The organism is Pseudomonas sp. o96-267 (assembly GCF_003935465.1).
GTDB lineage: Bacteria > Pseudomonadota > Gammaproteobacteria > Pseudomonadales > Pseudomonadaceae > Aquipseudomonas > Aquipseudomonas sediminis.
The window spans coordinates 13,153-29,475 of the sequence record NZ_RHQP01000020.1 but is presented as its reverse complement, the minus strand read 5'-3'; the positions used below and the strand labels follow the sequence as shown (position 1 = coordinate 29,475).

Genomic DNA, 16,323 nt, shown 5'->3' with positions numbered 1-16,323 from the left:
GTTTCAATCAGATACAGTCCGCAATCTGTCGCGCAAGTTTCTGCGCGCGGGGGTCCATCAAGACGAACGGTCCTAGATTGTTGGTAACGAAACCGAATGCCAGGTCTCGTTCCGGGTCGGCAAAACCGCTGGAGCCACCGGCGCCGGGATGGCCGAAGGCTTTTGCCCCCATGCCATAAGTGGCGTTGGCCACATCGGCCTGATCGAGCATGCAACCCAGGCCGAAACGCGTGCGGGTCAGCAAGGTCTTGTCGTCACCGACACTGTGCTCACGGGTCATTTCACCCAGCAGCTCGGCATCGAGCAGGCTGCCGTCGAGCAGACCGGCATAGAAGCCCGCCAGGCTGCGCGCGTTGCCGTGGCCATTGGCGGCCGGCTGCTGCATGCGCCGCCACTCCGGCTTGTTGGTACTGGTCATGATCGACGGCGGGTTGGTGAACGAGCGCGTGCTCATGGCTTGGGCCTCACTCATCATCACCTTGAGCAGACGCTGCGCTGCAGCGTCGCCAAGATTGCCCTTGCCGCGAGCGATATGGGCGACGCGATCAAATTCACTGTCAGCCAGGCCGACGTGGAAATCCAGGCCCAACGGCTTGGCGATGCGCGCAGCGATGCTCTCGCCGGGGCCACGACCTTCGACACGGCGAATCAGCTCACCGATGAGCCAACCATAGGTAATGGGCGCGTAGCCATGACCTTCACCCAGCGGCCACCAGGGCTCTTCAGCCGCCAACGCGTCGGTCATGGTCTGCCAGTCATAAAGCGCCTCGGCGGGCAGAGTCTGGCGCAACGCCGGCAACCCTGCCTGATGACAGAGCAGATGACGCACGCTGATGCGCTGCTTGCCTGCGGCAGCGAACTCCGGCCAGTAGCGCGCCACCGGCGCATCCAGATCGAGCTTGCCCTCACCCACCAGTTGCAGGGCCACCACAGCAGCGAAGGGCTTGGTGCAGGAGAACAGATTGGCGATGGTGTCGCTGTGCCAGGCCTGCTGGCCGTCCTTGTCCATGATGCCGGCCCACAAATCGACCACAGTTTCCCCACCCACCGTCACGCACAGGGCCGCGCCCCGTTCCTGCGCATCGTCGAACAGAGCGGCGAATGCGTCCCTCACCGCTTCGAAGCGCAAGTCGAAATAGCCCTGAATCTGCACGCTGATCTCCCGTTTCGCTGCTTGGCTCTAAGCTGCCAATGATGACAGCCGCTTATCATGCAATGTTCTGAAACTTCATAAAATAGCGATGTTCGATTGGTTTTTCCTATGATGAAACAAATGCGGCCTGATCTGACCGATACGCCCTGAACAGAGCAGTAACGGTACGTATGTGGTCGTCAGGCCGCCTTGGATTCGACGCTCGGCATAGGAGAAACGAGTGCTCTACCTACTGTCCCTGATCGCCCTGGCTGCAATCATGGCTCCCGGCCTGACGCGTCTGCTGGGTGCTCGCACGGGTTGGCTGCTGATGTTGGCGCCCCTGGCGGCCTTCGTCTGGTTCGTCCAACAGATTCCGCTGATCGCCGACGGTGGCGCGGTGATGCAGAGCCTGAGCTGGATTCCGGCGCTGGGCATCAACCTAAGCCTGCGCCTGGATGGCCTCTCGCTGGTTTTTGCCCTTTTGATCAGCGGCATCGGCAGCCTGATCGTGCTGTACGCCGGCAGTTATCTAGCCAGCCATGCCCACCTCGGTCGCTTTCATGCCTACTTGCTGGTGTTCATGCTGGCGATGCTCGGCCTGGTGCTGGCCGACGATCTGGTGGCGATGTTCGTGTTCTGGGAACTGACCAGTATCGCCTCCTTCCTGTTGATTAGCTTTCAACACGACAAAGCCGTCTCGCGCCGGGCGGCGCTGCAGGCGCTGCTGATCACCGGCGGCGGCGGCCTGGCGCTACTGGCAGGGCTGATTCTGCTCGGTGGCGCGACCGGTAACTGGCAGTTCTCCAGCCTCAGCGCCGAGCAGATCGAAGGCCATGTGCTGCTGCCGGCGATCATCGCGCTGGTGCTGCTGGGCTGCTTCACCAAGTCGGCGCAGGTGCCCTTCCACCTGTGGCTGCCCAACGCGATGAACGCACCGACGCCAGTGTCGGCCTACCTGCACTCGGCAACCATGGTAAAAGCCGGTATTTATCTGCTGGCCCGCCTCAACCCGGTGCTCGGCGGCTCCGTCGGGTGGGGCACGCTGCTGATTACCTTCGGCGCGGCCACTGCCGTGCTCGGCGCCTTCCTGGCCTTCCGCCAGACCGACCTCAAGCGCTTGCTGGCGTACACCACGGTCACCGTGCTGGGCCAGCTGACCATGCTGATCGGCACCAACACCAGCTATGGCCTGCAGGCGTTCGTGCTCTATCTGGTGGCGCACTCTCTCTATAAAGGCGCGCTGTTCATGGCAGTCGGTGCCATCGACCACGCCACCGGCACCCGTGAAGTGGCCCGTCTTGGCGGCCTGATCCGCTTCATGCCGCTGACTGGCGCCGCCGTAGCACTGGCCGCATTCTCCAACGCGGGCCTGCCGCCGTTCTTCGGCTTCATCGCCAAGGAATTCAAGTACACCGGCCTGATCGAGATGGGTCATATCGGCTGGGCGGTGACATTGGTGATGATCCTTACCAACGCCCTGCTATTTGCCGCTGCCGGCCTGGTCTTCCTACAGACCTTCCTCGGCAAGCGCGGCGACTACCCGCGCACGCCGCATGAAGTTGGCCTGCCGATGTGGCTGGGGCCGATGCTGCTGGCCATCGGCGGTTTCCTGCTCGGCGCCTGGAATGCCTGGCCGGAAACCTGGCTGGTGAATAATGCGGTACAGGCCGTGGCACGTGGCCCGGTGGATGTACACCTGTATCTATGGGGCGGCATCACTCCAGCGCTTGTAGCCAGCTTGCTGACCGTTTCGCTGGGCGTGCTGTTCTATGTCATGCGTGACCGCGTCAGACGGCTGCTTGATCGCGCCAACGCGGCCTGGAACGTCAGCGGCGACCTGATCTGGGATCGTTTGCTCAAACGCGTATTCCACTTCGCAGGGCTGCTTGCCGCACGTTTTCAGCACGGCTCCTTGCGTCAGCATCTGGTGCTGCTGGCCCTGGCGGTCGGTGGCCTCCTGGCAGTCGGCTTGTTGCAGGCGCTGCCGCAACTGCTGCAGGGCAGCTACAGCCCCATCTCACCGCTGGGCTTGGCCGGCTGCCTGTTGGCACTGGCTGGTGGCTTGGCAGCAGCGTTCCTGCCTGGCCGACTGACCTTGCTGGCGGCGTTGGGTGCTTGCGGTCTGGGTCTGGCGCTGGTGTTCGTCTCGGTCAATGCACCGGACGTGGCGATGACCCCGCTGATGGTGGAAACCCTCAGCCTGATCTTCCTCGCCCTGGTGTTTCGCAAGATGCCAACGGTTCCTGCCAGCGGCGCACGCGCGCCGTGGAAGCGACGCCTGCATGCCAGCGTGGCGATTCTCTTCGGCCTCAGCGTGACCGGCGCCCTGCTGCTGGCGGTAAGCCTGCCACTGCCGGGTGAAATCGCCCAGTGGTATCAGGCCAACAGCTTGCCGGGTGGCCACGGGCACAACGTGGTCAACGTGATCCTGGTGGACTTCCGAGCCTTCGATACCCTCGGCGAAATCCTCGTGGTCGCTCTCTCTGCCCTGGCGGCGGCCAGCCTGCTGAGCACCGGTCGGCGCTTCGGTAACGAGCATAGCGGTGAAGACGCCTTCACCTCGCCGCTGCTGCGCCAAGGCCTGCGCCCGCTGGCCTGGCTGATGATGGCCGCCTCGCTGCTGGTGCTGTGGCGCGGTCACAACCTGCCCGGCGGCGGTTTCATCGGCGGTTTGGTGGCGGCCTGCGGCCTGATCCTGCTGGTGCTGACCTACGGCCACGGACAGATTCGCCGGGTGCTGCCCGTTGCGCCTGCGCAGTTGATCGGTATCGGCCTGGGTTGTGCGGCGGGCGCCGGCATTCTTGGCCTGATCGCAGGCAGCGCCTTTCTTACCGGGCTCTGGACCTTCCCCGGCGGGCTGCCGCTGGGTACGCCCTTGCTCTTCGATATAGGCGTTTTCCTCACCGTGTTCGGCTCCGCCCTGCACATGATCGACAAGCTCACGGGAGTTCGCCAGTAATGGAATGGCTAGCCGCAATCACTACCGGAGGCCTGGCGGGTCTGGGCCTGTGGATGCTCCTGGATCGCAACCTCAAGCGCGTCGTGCTGGGCGTCGTGGTCCTGGGTAATGCAATCAACCTGGGGGTACTCACCGCTGGGCGCTTCTTCGGCGAACGCCCGGCATTCGTCGAGGCTGGCAACGCAGTCAGCACCGCCAACCCGTTGCCGCAGGCGCTGGTGCTGACCGCCATCGTCATCGGTTTCAGCCTGTTCATCTTCGCCCTGGCGCTGCTCAAGCGCACCCGCGAACTGCATGGCGACAAGACCACCGACTCGGTCAGCTCGATCACCGAGCAACCGGCACCGGACTGGCACGACAGCGAGCATGAAAACGACGCCAGTGGCGCGGAGGCTCGCCGATGAATCACGCGTTACTCGTTGCACCGATTCTCATCCCCCTGTGCAGCCTGCTGCTGGCGATCATCCTGCGCCGCCACCTGCTGGCCGTGCGTGTGCTCAGCCTAAGCGGCGCCGCCCTGCTGCTGGCCGTCGGCCTGGTGCTGGTCTGGCAGGCCGCGCAAGGCGTGGTGCTCAGCGGTCAGGTGGGCAATTGGGAGGCGCCGTTCGGCATCAGCCTGGTGATCGACCGATTGTCGGCGGTGATGATCGCCATCAGCGCCCTGGTGGCGCTAGTCACCCTGCTCTATGGCGTGGCCAAGGACAATGACAGCAAGATCGGTCGCGACTTTCACCTGTTCATTCAGGGGCTGCTGACCGGTATCTGTGGTGCATTCATCACCGCTGATATCTTCAACCTGTATGTCTGGTTCGAAGTGCTGCTGATCGCCTCCTTCGCCCTGATGGCGCTTGGCGGTGGCAGCCGCCGACTGGCCGGCAGCATGACCTACGTGGCCCTGAACCTGTTCGCCACGCTGATCTTCCTGCTCTCTGCCGGCCTGGTCTACGGTGCCAGCGGCACGCTGAACATGGGCGAGCTGGCGGTGATCATGCGCAGCGGTGAAGCGCCACTTGGCGTAACGCCGGCACTGCTGCTGATGTTGCTGTCGTTCGCCATCAAGGCCGCACTGTTCCCGGTATTTGGCTGGCTGCCGGCGACCTATCACGTCGCCCTGACAGCCGTTTCGGCGATGTTCGCAGGGCTTCTGACCAAGGTTGGCGTGTACGCACTGATCCGCCTGGTGACCCTGCTCTGGCCGGAGCATGGCCTGCCGCATCAACTGCTGCTGTGGGTCGCCTGCGCCACCATGCTGGTGGGTGTGCTCGGTGCGGCGGCGCAGACCGAGGTGCGGCGCATCCTGTCGTTCCACATTGTCAGCCAGGTTGGCTACATGATCCTCGGCCTTGCCCTGGCCACCCCGCTGGCGCTGGCCGGCGCGGTGTTCTATCTGATCCACCATATCGTGGTGAAGGCCAACCTGTTCTTCATCGGCGGCCTGGCGGCGCGCATCTGTGGCTCCGAGCGGCTGGCCGACATGGGCGGGCTATATAAGCGCATGCCCTGGCTGGCGCTGCTGTTCGCCATTCCGGCGCTGTCGCTCGCGGGCATTCCACCGCTGTCCGGTTTCTGGGCCAAGTTCCTGCTGGTCAAGGCCAGCCTGGATGCCGCTGCCTGGTGGGCGGCGGGTATTGCCCTGCTGACCGGCGTATTCACCCTGCTGTCGATGAACAAGATCTGGAACGAAGCCTTTCTCAAGCCCCATCCAGGAGGTGAAGAAGCGCTGCAAACGGTTACCGGCATACGCGCGGCCTGGCTGGGCATGAGTGCCCTGGCGCTGCTGACCGTGTTGATAGGCCTGGGCGCCGGTCCGCTGATCGACTATGCCGTGGCAGCCGCCGCGCAGCTCGCCGACCCGCAAGCCTATCTGCAACCCTTCACCGGCGCAGGAGGTATCTGATGCTGTTTGTCATCCATTTGCTGGCCAGCGCTGGCCTGGCATGGAGCCTCGGCGCCGGCCATCTGGGCGGCGGCCTGCTGGCCTTCGCCCTGTTGTACCTGATCGCCCGCCTGCTGGGGTTGGCCTTCCGGCGCCTTGGTCGTTACGCACGCAGCCTGGAACATGGCGTGAGTTTCTGCCTGTGGTTCATCGCCCAGGTATTTCTCGCGACCTACCACGTCGCCATTCTGGTGCTGGCGCGCCGGGTCGACGTGGAACCAGCAGTGCTTGCCTACCCGGTGACCCGCCGCGAAGTGGACAAGGTCACCCTGCTCGGCACGCTGCTGACTCTGACCCCCGGCACCCTGGTCCTGGATTATGACGAGGAGCAAGGCCTGCTCTATATCCACGCACTCGATGCACGTCGCCGTGAAGACGTGACCGAAACCCTCATCGAGCTGGAACGCCGCCTGTTGGCCTGGCTCGATGCCGGCAAAGCCGAAGGAGTAACGCCATGACCCTGCACCTGGCCGGCGCCGCCTGGGTATTGCCCTTGGCTGCAGCCATGCTCGCACTGAGCGGTTTGATCAGCCTCTATCGCCTGCTGCGCGGCCCGAGCCGCCCGGATCGGGCGGTGGCCATCGATGCCCTCACCCTGCTGGCGGTCGCCGCCATGGCACTGCTGTGTCTGATGCGCGGCGAGGCGCTGTTCATCGACGTCGCCGTGCTGCTGGCACTGGTGTCGTTTCTCGGTACGGCAGCCTTTGCCTTCCTGTTCGACGATGCCCACAGCCAGATGCCGGAAAAAAGCGAGGAACGCCCATGAACGAAGTACAGGCCTGGCTGGCCTCGCTGTTGGTGCTGAGCGGCGCGGTGATCTCTCTGCTTGGTGCGATTGGCGTGCTGCGCCTGCCCGACAGCTACAGCCGCATGCACGCCGCGAGCAAGGCCGGCGTGCTCGGCGCCGTCCTGTTACTTGGCGCAGTGGCTCTGGCCAGCAGTGGCGAGCTGGCCCTGGAGGCCTTTATCGGCCTGCTGATTCTGCTGGCCAGCGCACCGCTGGCCGCTCACGCCATCGCCCGCGCCGCGCACCGCGCCGGCATTCGGCCGACGCTGGGGCGGTTGGGCGATGAGCTGGAGCAACGCAACAGGGGCGGTGAATAAGTCAGTCAGTCGATCTGCCGACGGAATGGCGGCAACGCATTGAGAATGGCCTTGCCGTAGCGCTGGGTAACCACACGCCGATCCAGCAGGGTGATGGTGCCGCGGTCGGCCTCGGTGCGCAGCAGGCGACCGCAAGCCTGTACCAGGCGCAGCGAAGCGTCCGGCACGGCGATTTCCATGAACGGATTGCCACCGCGCGCCTCGATCCACTCGGCCAGCGCCGCCTCCACCGGATCATCCGGCACGGCAAAGGGTATCTTGGCGATCACCACGTGCTCGCAGTAGGCACCCGGCAGGTCGACACCTTCGGCGAAACTGGCAAGGCCAAACAGCACGCTTTCCTCACCTGAATCGACGCGTGCCTTGTGCTTGTTCAGGGTCTCCTGTTTGGACAGGTTGCCCTGAATGAACACCCGTTTGCGCCAGTCACGATCCAGGCCATCGAACACGTCCTGCATCTGCTTGCGTGAGGAGAACAGCACCAGCGTTCCGCGACTGCCCGCCACCAGGTCTGGCAGCTCGCGAATAATCGCTGCCGTATGCACTGCAGCCTCGCGCGGGTCGGCCTTGAGATCAGGCACACGCAGCAGGCCGGCATCGGCATGATGGAAGGGGCTCGGCACGATGGCGGCGACCGCCACCTTGGGCAGGCCCGCACGCATGCGATAGCGGTCGAAGGTGCCCAGCGCGGTCAGCGTCGCGGACGTCACCAGGCAGCCATGGGCGACATTCCACAGGTTACGGCGCAGCGTCTCGGCGGCCAGGATCGGGCTGGCGTTGACCTCGATATCGAACAGCGCGCCGCTCTCGGCCAGGGTCAACCAGCGCGCCATCGGCGGGCTTTCTTCCGGGTCTTCGGCGGTGAAAGCCAGCCACAGCTCCCAGTTGCCCTTGGCGCGTGCCATCAGGCTGCCGAACAGCGGATACCACTCCTCAGCCTGGTGGCTGGCGATGCCCACGGCACCCTCGCCGTCCATCGCTTCCTTGAGCAGCTCGGTAACCCCGGTAAACAGGTCGTTGAGCTTGGAAAAGCCCTTCTTCAACTCCAGCCCCAACTCGGTCAGGTGCTCCGGCACCACGCCGCCGACGAAGCGGTGACGCGGGCGTTCGCGCCCTTCCATGTCCTCGCCGGCCTTGAAGTCGGCAATCTCTTCACAAACAGTGAACATGAATTGCTGCTGGGTCTTCAGCTCGCGGGCCAGCTCCGGCACCTGTTCGATCAGCCGGCCGAGATCCCCCGGCAACGGGTTCTGCGCCAGCAGCTTGGTCAGGTTCTTGTCGATCTGGGTCAGCCAGTCGGCGGTCGAGCGCAAGCGGGTGAAGTGAGCGAAATGGCCGATGGCCTTGTCCGGCAGGTGATGGCCTTCGTCGAAGACGTAGATGGTTTCACGCGGGTCGGGCAACACTGCGCCGCCGCCCAGGGCCAGGTCGGCCAGCACCATGTCGTGGTTGGTGACGATCACATCGACCTTGCCCATGCCCTCGCGCGCCTTGTAGAAGGCGCACTGTTGAAAGTTCGGGCAATGACGATTGGTGCATTGGCTGTGGTCGGTGGTCAGCTGCGCCCAGCGCACGTCTTCCAGCTCCTCCGGCCAGCTGTCGCGGTCGCCGTCCCATTTGTTGCCGACGAGCTTTTCGATCATCGCGGTGAACAGCTTCTGGCCCTGTTCATCCACATCGATGCGAAAACCCTCTTCCTCGAACAACTGCGCGGTAGCGCTCTGCGCGGCACCATCCTGCAGCAGGTGATCAAGCTTGGACAGGCACAGGTAACGACCACGGCCCTTGGCCAGGGCGAAGCTGAAGTTCAGGCCGCTGTTGCGCAGCAGATCGGGCAGATCCTTGTGCACGATCTGCTCCTGCAGCGCCACGGTGGCGGTGGCAATCACCAGGCGCTTGCCAGCGGCCTTGGCCGTGGGAATGGTGGCCAGGCTGTAAGCCACCGTCTTGCCGGTACCGGTGCCCGCCTCGACCGCCACCACGGCAGGCTCACCCAGACGCTTGCCCTCGTCATCGGTCTTGATGGTGCCGAGCACCTTGGCAATCTCGGCGATCATCAGCCGCTGGCCGTAGCGCGGCTTGAGTGACTTGGCCTCGAGAAAGCGCGAGTAGGCGCCCTGGATCTGGGACTTGAGTTCGGTACTGAGCATGGATTCTGAAACGAAAAAGGCTGGATAAATTTTCAGTATTCGCGGAGCGGTCGCTATCATAGCGCGCCTGTCGATCTGGCGCAGACTCGCGTACCAATCAAATCAACCAAGCTGCCAAACGGCCCCTCTGGAGATACCGCATGACACCTTACGCACCGCTCTATGCGCTACACCTGCTGGCCGCCGTCGTCTGGGTCGGCGGCATGTTCTTCGCCTGGATGATTCTGCGCCCGGCAGCGGTGGAAATATTGGAGCCGCCAGCACGCCTACGCCTGTGGCTGAGTGTGTTCAAACGCTTCTTCGTCTGGGTCTGGCTGGCGGTACTGATCTTGCCTGTGACCGGCATGGGCATGCTGCACATGGGCTACAGCGGCTTCGAAGCAGCGCCGCGCTATGTGCACATCATGATGGGCTTGTACCTGGTGATGCTCGCCCTGTTCCTGCGCATTCAAGCACTGCAGCTACCGGAGCTGCGGCGCGCCGTTGAGAGCGAGAACTGGCCGGCAGGCGGCGAGGTGCTGGGGCGAATTCGCAGGGTCGTAGGCAGCAATCTGGTGATCGGCCTGGCACTGATGACGCTGGTGACCATGCGTCCATCATTCTGATCGATGAAGCAGCCCTCGCTGGCAATGAGCGAACGAGGGCTGGGTCGGGTCAGAAACGAAACACCTGCACTGCGCCACTGCGACCTGCAGCGCCTTCGCGCCCAGGCTGACCGGGTTTGCCATCGGCTGCACCCTCTACGCCATAGACCAGGCAACCCTTGGCGGCCCCGCCACGGCCGGGGCGCCCCGCCGATCCGGCTACACCACCCGCGCCGCCATCTAGCAGCACCTGCATGCGCTCGACCTCGACTTGGTGCGGCACTTCCAGCACCACATTGCCGCCCGGCGCGCCATCATGACCATCAGTACCGTCCTGACCATCGTAGCCAGCGCTGGCCTGGCCCCAGGTGCAACCACCCGGCTGCCCATGTGCGCCGTCGAGCCCGGCATAACCCGGCCGGCCCTGACCACCGCGCACATCCAGGGTCAGAGACTCGAATGTCAGCTTGTGCAGCTTGAGTTTGATCTCCCGCCCAGGAGTGGCTGGCCGGGTGTACGTACCAGCGGCGCCTTTGGCGCTGATCCAGGCGCCCGGGCCGATATCGGCATCCTCAACCACCAGACGCAGTGGCTGACCGCTGGGCGCTACGCCAATGCGTGCGTCGCGGCCCATCAGCAACTCGCCGATATGCAGCTCGGTCACCGTCGCAGGAATCATCAGGGTGGCCTGATCCGCCACTTCCAGTCGCTCAAGCTGCAGACTGCTGCTGGCGACCGGTAAGCGCATCAAGGTATTGGAAGGTACCTTGACCTGCGTAGCAGCAAGTGAAGTACCCGCAAACAGGCAGAGCAACAGCGTGAAACTACGCATGAGTAGCCTCCTCAAACGCTGCTGCCATGCATTCGGACTTGTGCTCTACCTTCAGCGGGTAGAGGTGGAAAATGCCGAACAGCAGGACCTGTAGACGATCCAGCCAGGGGCTAGCGCGACCGGACAGGAGGTCTGAAAACAGCCACAGTTGCACGCCATGCAGCAACGCAAGAAAGGCCGCGAGCACATAGACGAGTTGTTCGAACGGGGTACCGAAACGCTTTGCCAGCGCCGCCCCGAATACCAGCCAGAAGGCCAAGGCCAGTACCTTGCCCATCGTCAACAATGTTTTCATCCCCGCCCTCTTGCGCAGCTATTTTCTAATTAGCGCTGCACGTTACCCCCTCGCAACAATGACCACCAGAGCGACGAATATTTTTTAACGACTTTGTTTATCACCCGCGAACGCCAGAGTGCCCCGCTGCATCCGTCATGGGCGCGGCCCACTATCAGCGAGGAGGTGCAGGTACAAGGAAGATTGCGCGCAAGCCGCGGTCAGCGGCAGATTCCACACAAGAAAAGGCCCGACCGATGAAAATCGGCCGGGCCTTTCGGGTGACGCCTTATCCGGTTGAGCGAAGCGCCTTACGGCTGAGCTTCGACCTCGGCTTCTACGCGACGGTTGATGGCACGGCCATCAGCAGTGGCGTTGTCGGCAACCGGGCGGCTCTCGCCATAGCCCACCGCCTGCACACGGCCGGACTCGACACCGTATTGGTTGACCAGAACGTCGCGAACGGCACTGGCACGGCGCTCGGACAGACCCTGGTTGTAAGCATCGCTGCCCACGGAGTCGGTGTGACCTTCAACCACAGTGCTGGTCTGCGGATACTGTTTCATGAAGTCGGCCAGGGCTTTGATATCGCCGTAGCTTTCCTGCTTGACCTGGGCCTTGTCGAAGTCGAACTTGACGTCCAGTTCGACACGAACGGCTTCGGCCGGCTCGGCAACGGCAACCTCCTCGACAACGACTTCTTCGACAACGGCAACCTGCTGCGCTTCGGCACCGTGCACCCAGCAATAGGCTGCGGCCATACCGGCACCCACCAGCGCACCACCACCTGCCCAGGTAGAACTTTCGATTGCCCCTAACGCCGCACCACCCACACCGCCTACAGCTGCGCAGGTGGGCCAGTCGGTTTTCTGCAGGCCGGCACAGCCGGTCAGCAGGGTACTAGCCAGAATCAGGGGTACTGCGTTCCTTGTGATACTCATACTTTAGGTCTCCAATGTTCATCGGCCCATAACCGACTCAATAGTAGTAAAGACAGGAGTTGTACAATCCGCCAGCTATAGCAGCTTCTGCGGATAATTTTCTCTCACTCTAGGCCTGATACCGACACCACGTTAGTCTTTGCAGACTTTTCGAGGAAGTTCGATGACCGCCAGCCTTAGCACCCGTACTCCACAGCAAGCCATTGCGGCACTGCTTGCCCGCTATACCCCCGAGAAACTGCTGTTGCTCGGGGCAAGCGAATTACCCGCAGTCAGCGCCTTTCACAGCGCCCACCCGCAGTGTCAGGTCACCACCGCACCTGCTGCCCCCCTGGCGCCTGAACTGGCCGCACAGCGCTTCGACCTGGCAATTCTGGTCGACTGTCTGGAGCACTTACCCAAACGCGATGGACTGCAACTACTGGGCGGCATCCGCAACCTCAATGCCAGCCGGGTCGCCGTATTGCTCGACCTGAAGGCATGTGGTTGGCAGGAAACCGATCTTTTCGCCCTGGCTTTGCAAGCCAGTGAACAGTTCCAGCGCGAGGGACAGACCCTGCATCTGTTCACCTATGATCTGCTTGATTACAAGCAAGTTCCCGACTGGTTGAACGCAAAATTCTGGGCTAATCCACAAAACTTCGGCAAATACTGGTGGTAGAGCGATGAACCCACTCGATCCCAATTGCCCCTGCGGCAGCGGCAACCTGCTGAGCCAGTGCTGCGGTCGCTATCATGCGGGGGCCCACGCCCCCAGCGCGGAACTGCTGATGCGCTCGCGCTACGCCGCTTATGTCCTGGGCCTGGTGGACTATCTGGTCGCCACCACTTTGCCTGCCCAGCAACAGGCGCTCGACCACGACGCGATGGCTGCCTGGAGTGCGCAGAGCACATGGCTGGGACTGGAAGTCGAGGGCAGCGAGGTATTCGGCGGCAAACCGGAGCACGCCCAGGTCACCTTCGTCGCCCGCTGGCACGATGACAACGGCGAACATCGTCACCGCGAATGCTCCGCTTTCGTTCAGGTGGACGGACGCTGGTTCTTTCTCGACCCCACGGCGCCACTGAAGGCCGGACGCAATGACCCGTGCCCCTGCCAGGGTGGGCAGAAGTTCAAGAAGTGCTGTGCGCCCTACCTGAGTGCCTGATTGGCGTTAATCCTGCTTTCTGCTTCAGTTGAAACGTCCCGCGAGGACACTCAACAAGGAGAAAGCCATGCACAAGAAAAGTGGTATCGCTCTTATCCTGGCCGGCCTGCTAGCAGGCTGCGCCAACCAGCCCAGCGGGCTGCAAGGGGAAACGCTGGATCTGGGTGACAGCCAGCGCGTCAGTCGCCTGTTCGCCTACCCGAACAACTGCAGCGTGATCTGCTACCGCGACTGGACGCTGGAGCAGACGGTCGAACACTACCTGCAGCAGAGCCTGACGCGCGATGGTTACCCCCAGGCCAAGGTGCGCGTAACACGCAACGGGGAGCGCATTCACGCCACCTTCGACGGCGCGCCAACGGATTACGGCAAGCCGCTGCTGCAACTGCTCGACACCGGTGACCTGGCCTATCAGGGCGCCAGCCAGCTGAATCGTGACGGAAAATGGCAGTACAACTGGTACTTCTTCCTGCCCCTGGGCATGGCCCTGGAGAACCGCAAGAGCGTCGAGTTGCTGCACTTCCCGCCGGACTACTCACTGACCCAGGCTCAGGATTACCTGCGTTCGAGCACCACAGACCGCTGGGCCTCTCTGCTCAGTTTCAATGGTGTACAACCAGAACACACACCCGCTTATCAGACCATCGTCGACATCGCTCCGATTGCCGCCCCAGCCAGTGCCGGCAGTGCTCTGGAAGGCGTCTATGGCTACTTCACCAGCTATCAACGGCGCATGGTCAGCGAGCTCAGCGCCGGCCCGGGGAATACCAGCCTGCCGATGGTCGCCTTTGGTGCGCCGGTGCGCAGCTGGATCACACAGCAATACGGAGTGAATCTGCCGGTGCTGGGCCTCGGCCAGATCGAGGCGAGGCCTGGAAAGCAGGTCCCCGTGCTCGGCGCCAATCATCCAAGCTATATCTGGTATGCGGCCGACCCGGCCAACAACAAGGGCAGCGAGGTCGCCGCCAACGCAGCAGGGATCAAGGTCATGGGGCAGGACCTGAGCGCCGCCTGCTGGCAGGCCAACATGGGCCGGCAACCGACAGTTGATCCGCAGCAGACGCTCAATACCTGCACAGAGAAGTGGCAGGTGACGGAGAAACTGCAAACCTGCGAGCTGTTCTTCACCAGCGTGCGTAACCTCAAACCTGAGGAGGCCGCTGCCAAGTGCAAGGCGGGTTAGCAGCCCTGAGCGCAAAAACGCCGTGGCTGCCTGAGCAGCTCACGGCGCTTCATTGCCTGCAGGACAATCAATCCTGCAGTTTCAGGTGCGAGGTATCCGGCGCAGGAGCGGGAGCTACAGGCTTGGCTTGCCCCATATCGCTACCGACAGGGGCCAGACTGAACTGCGAAAGATCGACCTGTGGTGCTGCAGCGTCGGGTCTGGCGTCTTGCAGATTGCTACCCACCGGAGCGATATCGAAATCCGGGGCATCCACATCACTGAACGCGGCCATGTACTCATCTCGTGGAGCGACCTGCAAGCGCCCCGGCCTGGTCGCAGCGGGAATGACCGCCGGAGCAGGTTCCGGCTCCACGGGTGGCGGCGGTGCCAGCTCGACTTCCTCGATCAACGGATCCATGTCGACGACCTCGACCCGCGCACCGGCCCGCTCCAGGGTCGCACGGTATTTTTCCGCGGTAGCAGCATCGAGGTTGTTCTTGATCACGATGCGACGCCCAGAGAACAACTGGGCAATGCGCTGAGCATCGGCCTGGAACAACTTGGCCATATTGGCTTTGACCAGCTCCGGCTGGGCGCCCGGCACCAGTTGTCCGGAGAAGGCGATCTCGTAGCGACTCATGGTCACACTCCTGTCCTATTCGCCGCTCAGTATGGCGCAGGTTCCTTTGCCCCGACACTGCAGGCTTCTCATTCATGCTCTCCCGAACCTCGACAGCACCAGACCACCCCACTATCTCATTGAAAATAATGAGTGCTTCCCCGTTGCAGCCAAGCGCTTGCTTGTTACACTGAGCCGCAATGGGGGTATGAAATGTTTTCTCAGGCGCAAATGATAAGAATTATCAGCCTATTGATGTTTTTTGGCCTGCTTTCAGGCCTGACAGGATGCTCCACCTGGATGACAGGTGGCTTCAAGGACCCGGACGTCCAACTCATCAAAGTTGATGTGGTCAAGGCCAGGCTGCTCGAACAGGAGTTCCGCCTGCGCTTTCGAATCGACAATCCCAACGGCGTCAGCCTGCCGGTGCGTGGGCTGGACTACAACGTCCATCTAAACGGCATCCAACTGGCCGAGGGCTACTCCAACGAGTGGTTCACCGTGCCCGCTCACGGTCATCACACTTTCGAAGTACCGGTGCGCACCAACCTCTGGCGTCATGTGCGACAGATCGTCAAAGCGCTGGAAAAACCGAACGAGCCAATTCGCTATAGCCTCAAGGGCCAGGTAAAAACCGGTATGTTATTCGGCCGCAGCGTGCACATGGCGCGCAATGGAGAGATAATTCCCGGCGATTTCATCCCCGAATAACCTGCATGAGTAACACCATGAGCAACCAACCCCACGTCCACGGCCCTGACTGCAACCATGACCACGATCATCACGATCACGACCATGTGCACGGCCCGCACTGCAACCATGGCCATCAGGAACCCGTGCGCAACGCGTTGAAGGATGTCGGCCGTAACGATCCTTGCCCGTGCGGCAGCGAGAAGAAATTCAAGAAGTGCCACGGCGCCTGAGCCGCGCATGGATGCTCTGAGCCTCACCCTGCTTCTGACCGGCCTGCTGCTGATCGCAGCGCTGGCCGCCTATGCCTGGCACCTGTGGCGCCGCGTATGGGCAAACCAGCGCGTGCGCGACGAAGCACAGCAAGAACGCCAACAACGTATCGGCGGCGATCTGAACATTCTCGCCAGCAGCCTGCTCGACGAGCAGTTGCCGCTGATCGAAGGAGCCATCCGCATCAAGGTGCTGCTCGACAACTATGACAGTGCCTTGAGCAATGACAGCCGTTGCCAGGTGTTCCATCTGCTCTTCGAGGCGACCGCCGAAGTACCCACGCATGCGGGCTGGAAAGCGCTGGACAAGGCCGAACGGCGCCGCTTCGAGAAACGCTTCACCGAACTGGAGCTACAACACAAGGCCGCTGCGCGTGTCGCTGCACGCTGGTTGCTGGATGAAGGGTTGAAGAGGCCTCAGGCGAACGCCTGAGGCCTCTTGCCAGGTCGCGGTAGCCTCATTACCTTGGCGCCTTTGTGGCCGGTCCCTGCGTGACCGGCCTCGACCGCCCGC

At 62.7% G+C, this 16,323-nt stretch carries 18 protein-coding genes and 1 pseudogene; 13 read left to right on the top strand and 6 right to left on the bottom strand.

Annotation, left to right across the window (positions count from 1 at the left end; translation table 11 throughout):
- Positions 1-7: 7 nt before the first annotated feature.
- Positions 8-1,153 (bottom strand): serine hydrolase domain-containing protein, encoded by a 1,146-nt coding sequence (locus tag EGJ86_RS14800; RefSeq protein WP_125835630.1) that lies wholly within the window; start codon positions 1,151-1,153, stop codon positions 8-10.
- Between the two features lie 220 nt (positions 1,154-1,373).
- Between EGJ86_RS14800 and mbhE the strand changes: the two genes are divergently transcribed.
- Genes mbhE through mnhG form a run of 6 tightly spaced genes read left to right on the top strand, consistent with a single transcriptional unit; the run spans position 1,374 to position 7,134 of the window.
- Entirely contained in the window at positions 1,374-4,094 is a 2,721-nt protein-coding gene (gene mbhE, locus EGJ86_RS14795) for a hydrogen gas-evolving membrane-bound hydrogenase subunit E (protein WP_125835629.1), read from the top strand.
- Complete coding sequence (locus EGJ86_RS14790; RefSeq protein WP_099522079.1) at positions 4,094-4,498, top strand: sodium:proton antiporter; 405 nt, start codon at positions 4,094-4,096, stop codon at positions 4,496-4,498. Before mbhE ends, EGJ86_RS14790 begins: the two co-directional genes overlap by 1 nt.
- The gene (locus EGJ86_RS14785; RefSeq protein ID WP_125835627.1) at positions 4,495-5,991 is read left to right on the top strand and encodes a proton-conducting transporter membrane subunit; all 1,497 of its coding nucleotides are present in this window, start codon (positions 4,495-4,497) and stop codon (positions 5,989-5,991) included. The genes EGJ86_RS14790 and EGJ86_RS14785 overlap by 4 nt, the downstream gene beginning before the upstream one ends.
- The gene (locus EGJ86_RS14780) at positions 5,991-6,488 is read left to right on the top strand and encodes a Na+/H+ antiporter subunit E (RefSeq protein WP_125835625.1); all 498 of its coding nucleotides are present in this window, start codon (positions 5,991-5,993) and stop codon (positions 6,486-6,488) included. Before EGJ86_RS14785 ends, EGJ86_RS14780 begins: the two co-directional genes overlap by 1 nt.
- Positions 6,485-6,796, top strand: coding sequence for a monovalent cation/H+ antiporter complex subunit F (locus EGJ86_RS14775; RefSeq protein WP_004423813.1), 312 nt, complete (start codon positions 6,485-6,487; stop codon positions 6,794-6,796). Before EGJ86_RS14780 ends, EGJ86_RS14775 begins: the two co-directional genes overlap by 4 nt.
- Positions 6,793-7,134, top strand: coding sequence for a monovalent cation/H(+) antiporter subunit G (gene mnhG, locus EGJ86_RS14770; RefSeq protein ID WP_004423812.1), 342 nt, complete (start codon positions 6,793-6,795; stop codon positions 7,132-7,134). The genes EGJ86_RS14775 and mnhG overlap by 4 nt, the downstream gene beginning before the upstream one ends.
- 5 nt (positions 7,135-7,139) lie before the next feature.
- Here the strand turns inward: mnhG and dinG are convergent, their stop codons facing one another.
- The gene (gene dinG, locus EGJ86_RS14765; protein WP_125835623.1) at positions 7,140-9,284 is read right to left on the bottom strand and encodes an ATP-dependent DNA helicase DinG; all 2,145 of its coding nucleotides are present in this window, start codon (positions 9,282-9,284) and stop codon (positions 7,140-7,142) included.
- A gap of 140 nt (positions 9,285-9,424) precedes the next feature.
- On the opposite strand from dinG, the gene EGJ86_RS14760 reads away from it, so the two are divergent.
- Entirely contained in the window at positions 9,425-9,889 is a 465-nt protein-coding gene (locus EGJ86_RS14760; protein ID WP_125835622.1) for a CopD family protein, read from the top strand.
- Between the two features lie 49 nt (positions 9,890-9,938).
- Here EGJ86_RS14760 and EGJ86_RS14755 read toward each other — a convergent pair whose 3' ends face one another.
- From EGJ86_RS14755 to EGJ86_RS25350, 3 genes and pseudogenes are all read right to left on the bottom strand, one after another.
- Complete coding sequence (locus tag EGJ86_RS14755) at positions 9,939-10,700, bottom strand: collagen-like protein (RefSeq protein ID WP_125835620.1); 762 nt, start codon at positions 10,698-10,700, stop codon at positions 9,939-9,941.
- Positions 10,693-10,995: a DUF1145 domain-containing protein gene (locus tag EGJ86_RS14750; protein ID WP_106732975.1), complete on the bottom strand. Its 303-nt coding sequence runs from the start codon at positions 10,993-10,995 to the stop codon at positions 10,693-10,695. The genes EGJ86_RS14755 and EGJ86_RS14750 overlap by 8 nt, the downstream gene beginning before the upstream one ends.
- 290 nt (positions 10,996-11,285) lie before the next feature.
- Positions 11,286-11,639: pseudogene (locus EGJ86_RS25350) on the bottom strand (OmpA family protein); the annotation flags it as partial.
- A gap of 439 nt (positions 11,640-12,078) precedes the next feature.
- Here EGJ86_RS25350 and EGJ86_RS14740 point away from each other — a divergent pair.
- The 3 genes from EGJ86_RS14740 to EGJ86_RS14730 all read left to right on the top strand — a co-directional run bounded on the left by EGJ86_RS14740 (position 12,079) and on the right by EGJ86_RS14730 (position 14,246).
- Complete coding sequence (locus EGJ86_RS14740) at positions 12,079-12,576, top strand: DUF6231 family protein (RefSeq protein ID WP_125835619.1); 498 nt, start codon at positions 12,079-12,081, stop codon at positions 12,574-12,576.
- A gap of 4 nt (positions 12,577-12,580) precedes the next feature.
- Positions 12,581-13,063 (top strand): YchJ family protein, encoded by a 483-nt coding sequence (locus EGJ86_RS14735; protein WP_125835618.1) that lies wholly within the window; start codon positions 12,581-12,583, stop codon positions 13,061-13,063.
- Between the two features lie 67 nt (positions 13,064-13,130).
- Complete coding sequence (locus EGJ86_RS14730; RefSeq protein ID WP_125835617.1) at positions 13,131-14,246, top strand: hypothetical protein; 1,116 nt, start codon at positions 13,131-13,133, stop codon at positions 14,244-14,246.
- 67 nt (positions 14,247-14,313) lie between these two features.
- Here the strand turns inward: EGJ86_RS14730 and EGJ86_RS14725 are convergent, their stop codons facing one another.
- The gene (locus tag EGJ86_RS14725; RefSeq protein ID WP_125835616.1) at positions 14,314-14,868 is read right to left on the bottom strand and encodes a hypothetical protein; all 555 of its coding nucleotides are present in this window, start codon (positions 14,866-14,868) and stop codon (positions 14,314-14,316) included.
- Between the two features lie 192 nt (positions 14,869-15,060).
- On the opposite strand from EGJ86_RS14725, the gene EGJ86_RS14720 reads away from it, so the two are divergent.
- The 3 genes from EGJ86_RS14720 to EGJ86_RS14710 are packed head-to-tail and all read left to right on the top strand — an operon-like array spanning position 15,061 to position 16,242.
- Positions 15,061-15,558, top strand: coding sequence for an LEA type 2 family protein (locus tag EGJ86_RS14720; protein WP_099522091.1), 498 nt, complete (start codon positions 15,061-15,063; stop codon positions 15,556-15,558).
- Between the two features lie 17 nt (positions 15,559-15,575).
- Complete coding sequence (locus EGJ86_RS14715) at positions 15,576-15,770, top strand: SEC-C metal-binding domain-containing protein (RefSeq protein ID WP_039964455.1); 195 nt, start codon at positions 15,576-15,578, stop codon at positions 15,768-15,770.
- A 7-nt stretch (positions 15,771-15,777) separates the two neighbouring features.
- Positions 15,778-16,242, top strand: coding sequence for a DUF2489 domain-containing protein (locus tag EGJ86_RS14710; protein WP_125835614.1), 465 nt, complete (start codon positions 15,778-15,780; stop codon positions 16,240-16,242).
- Positions 16,243-16,323 lie beyond the last annotated feature (81 nt).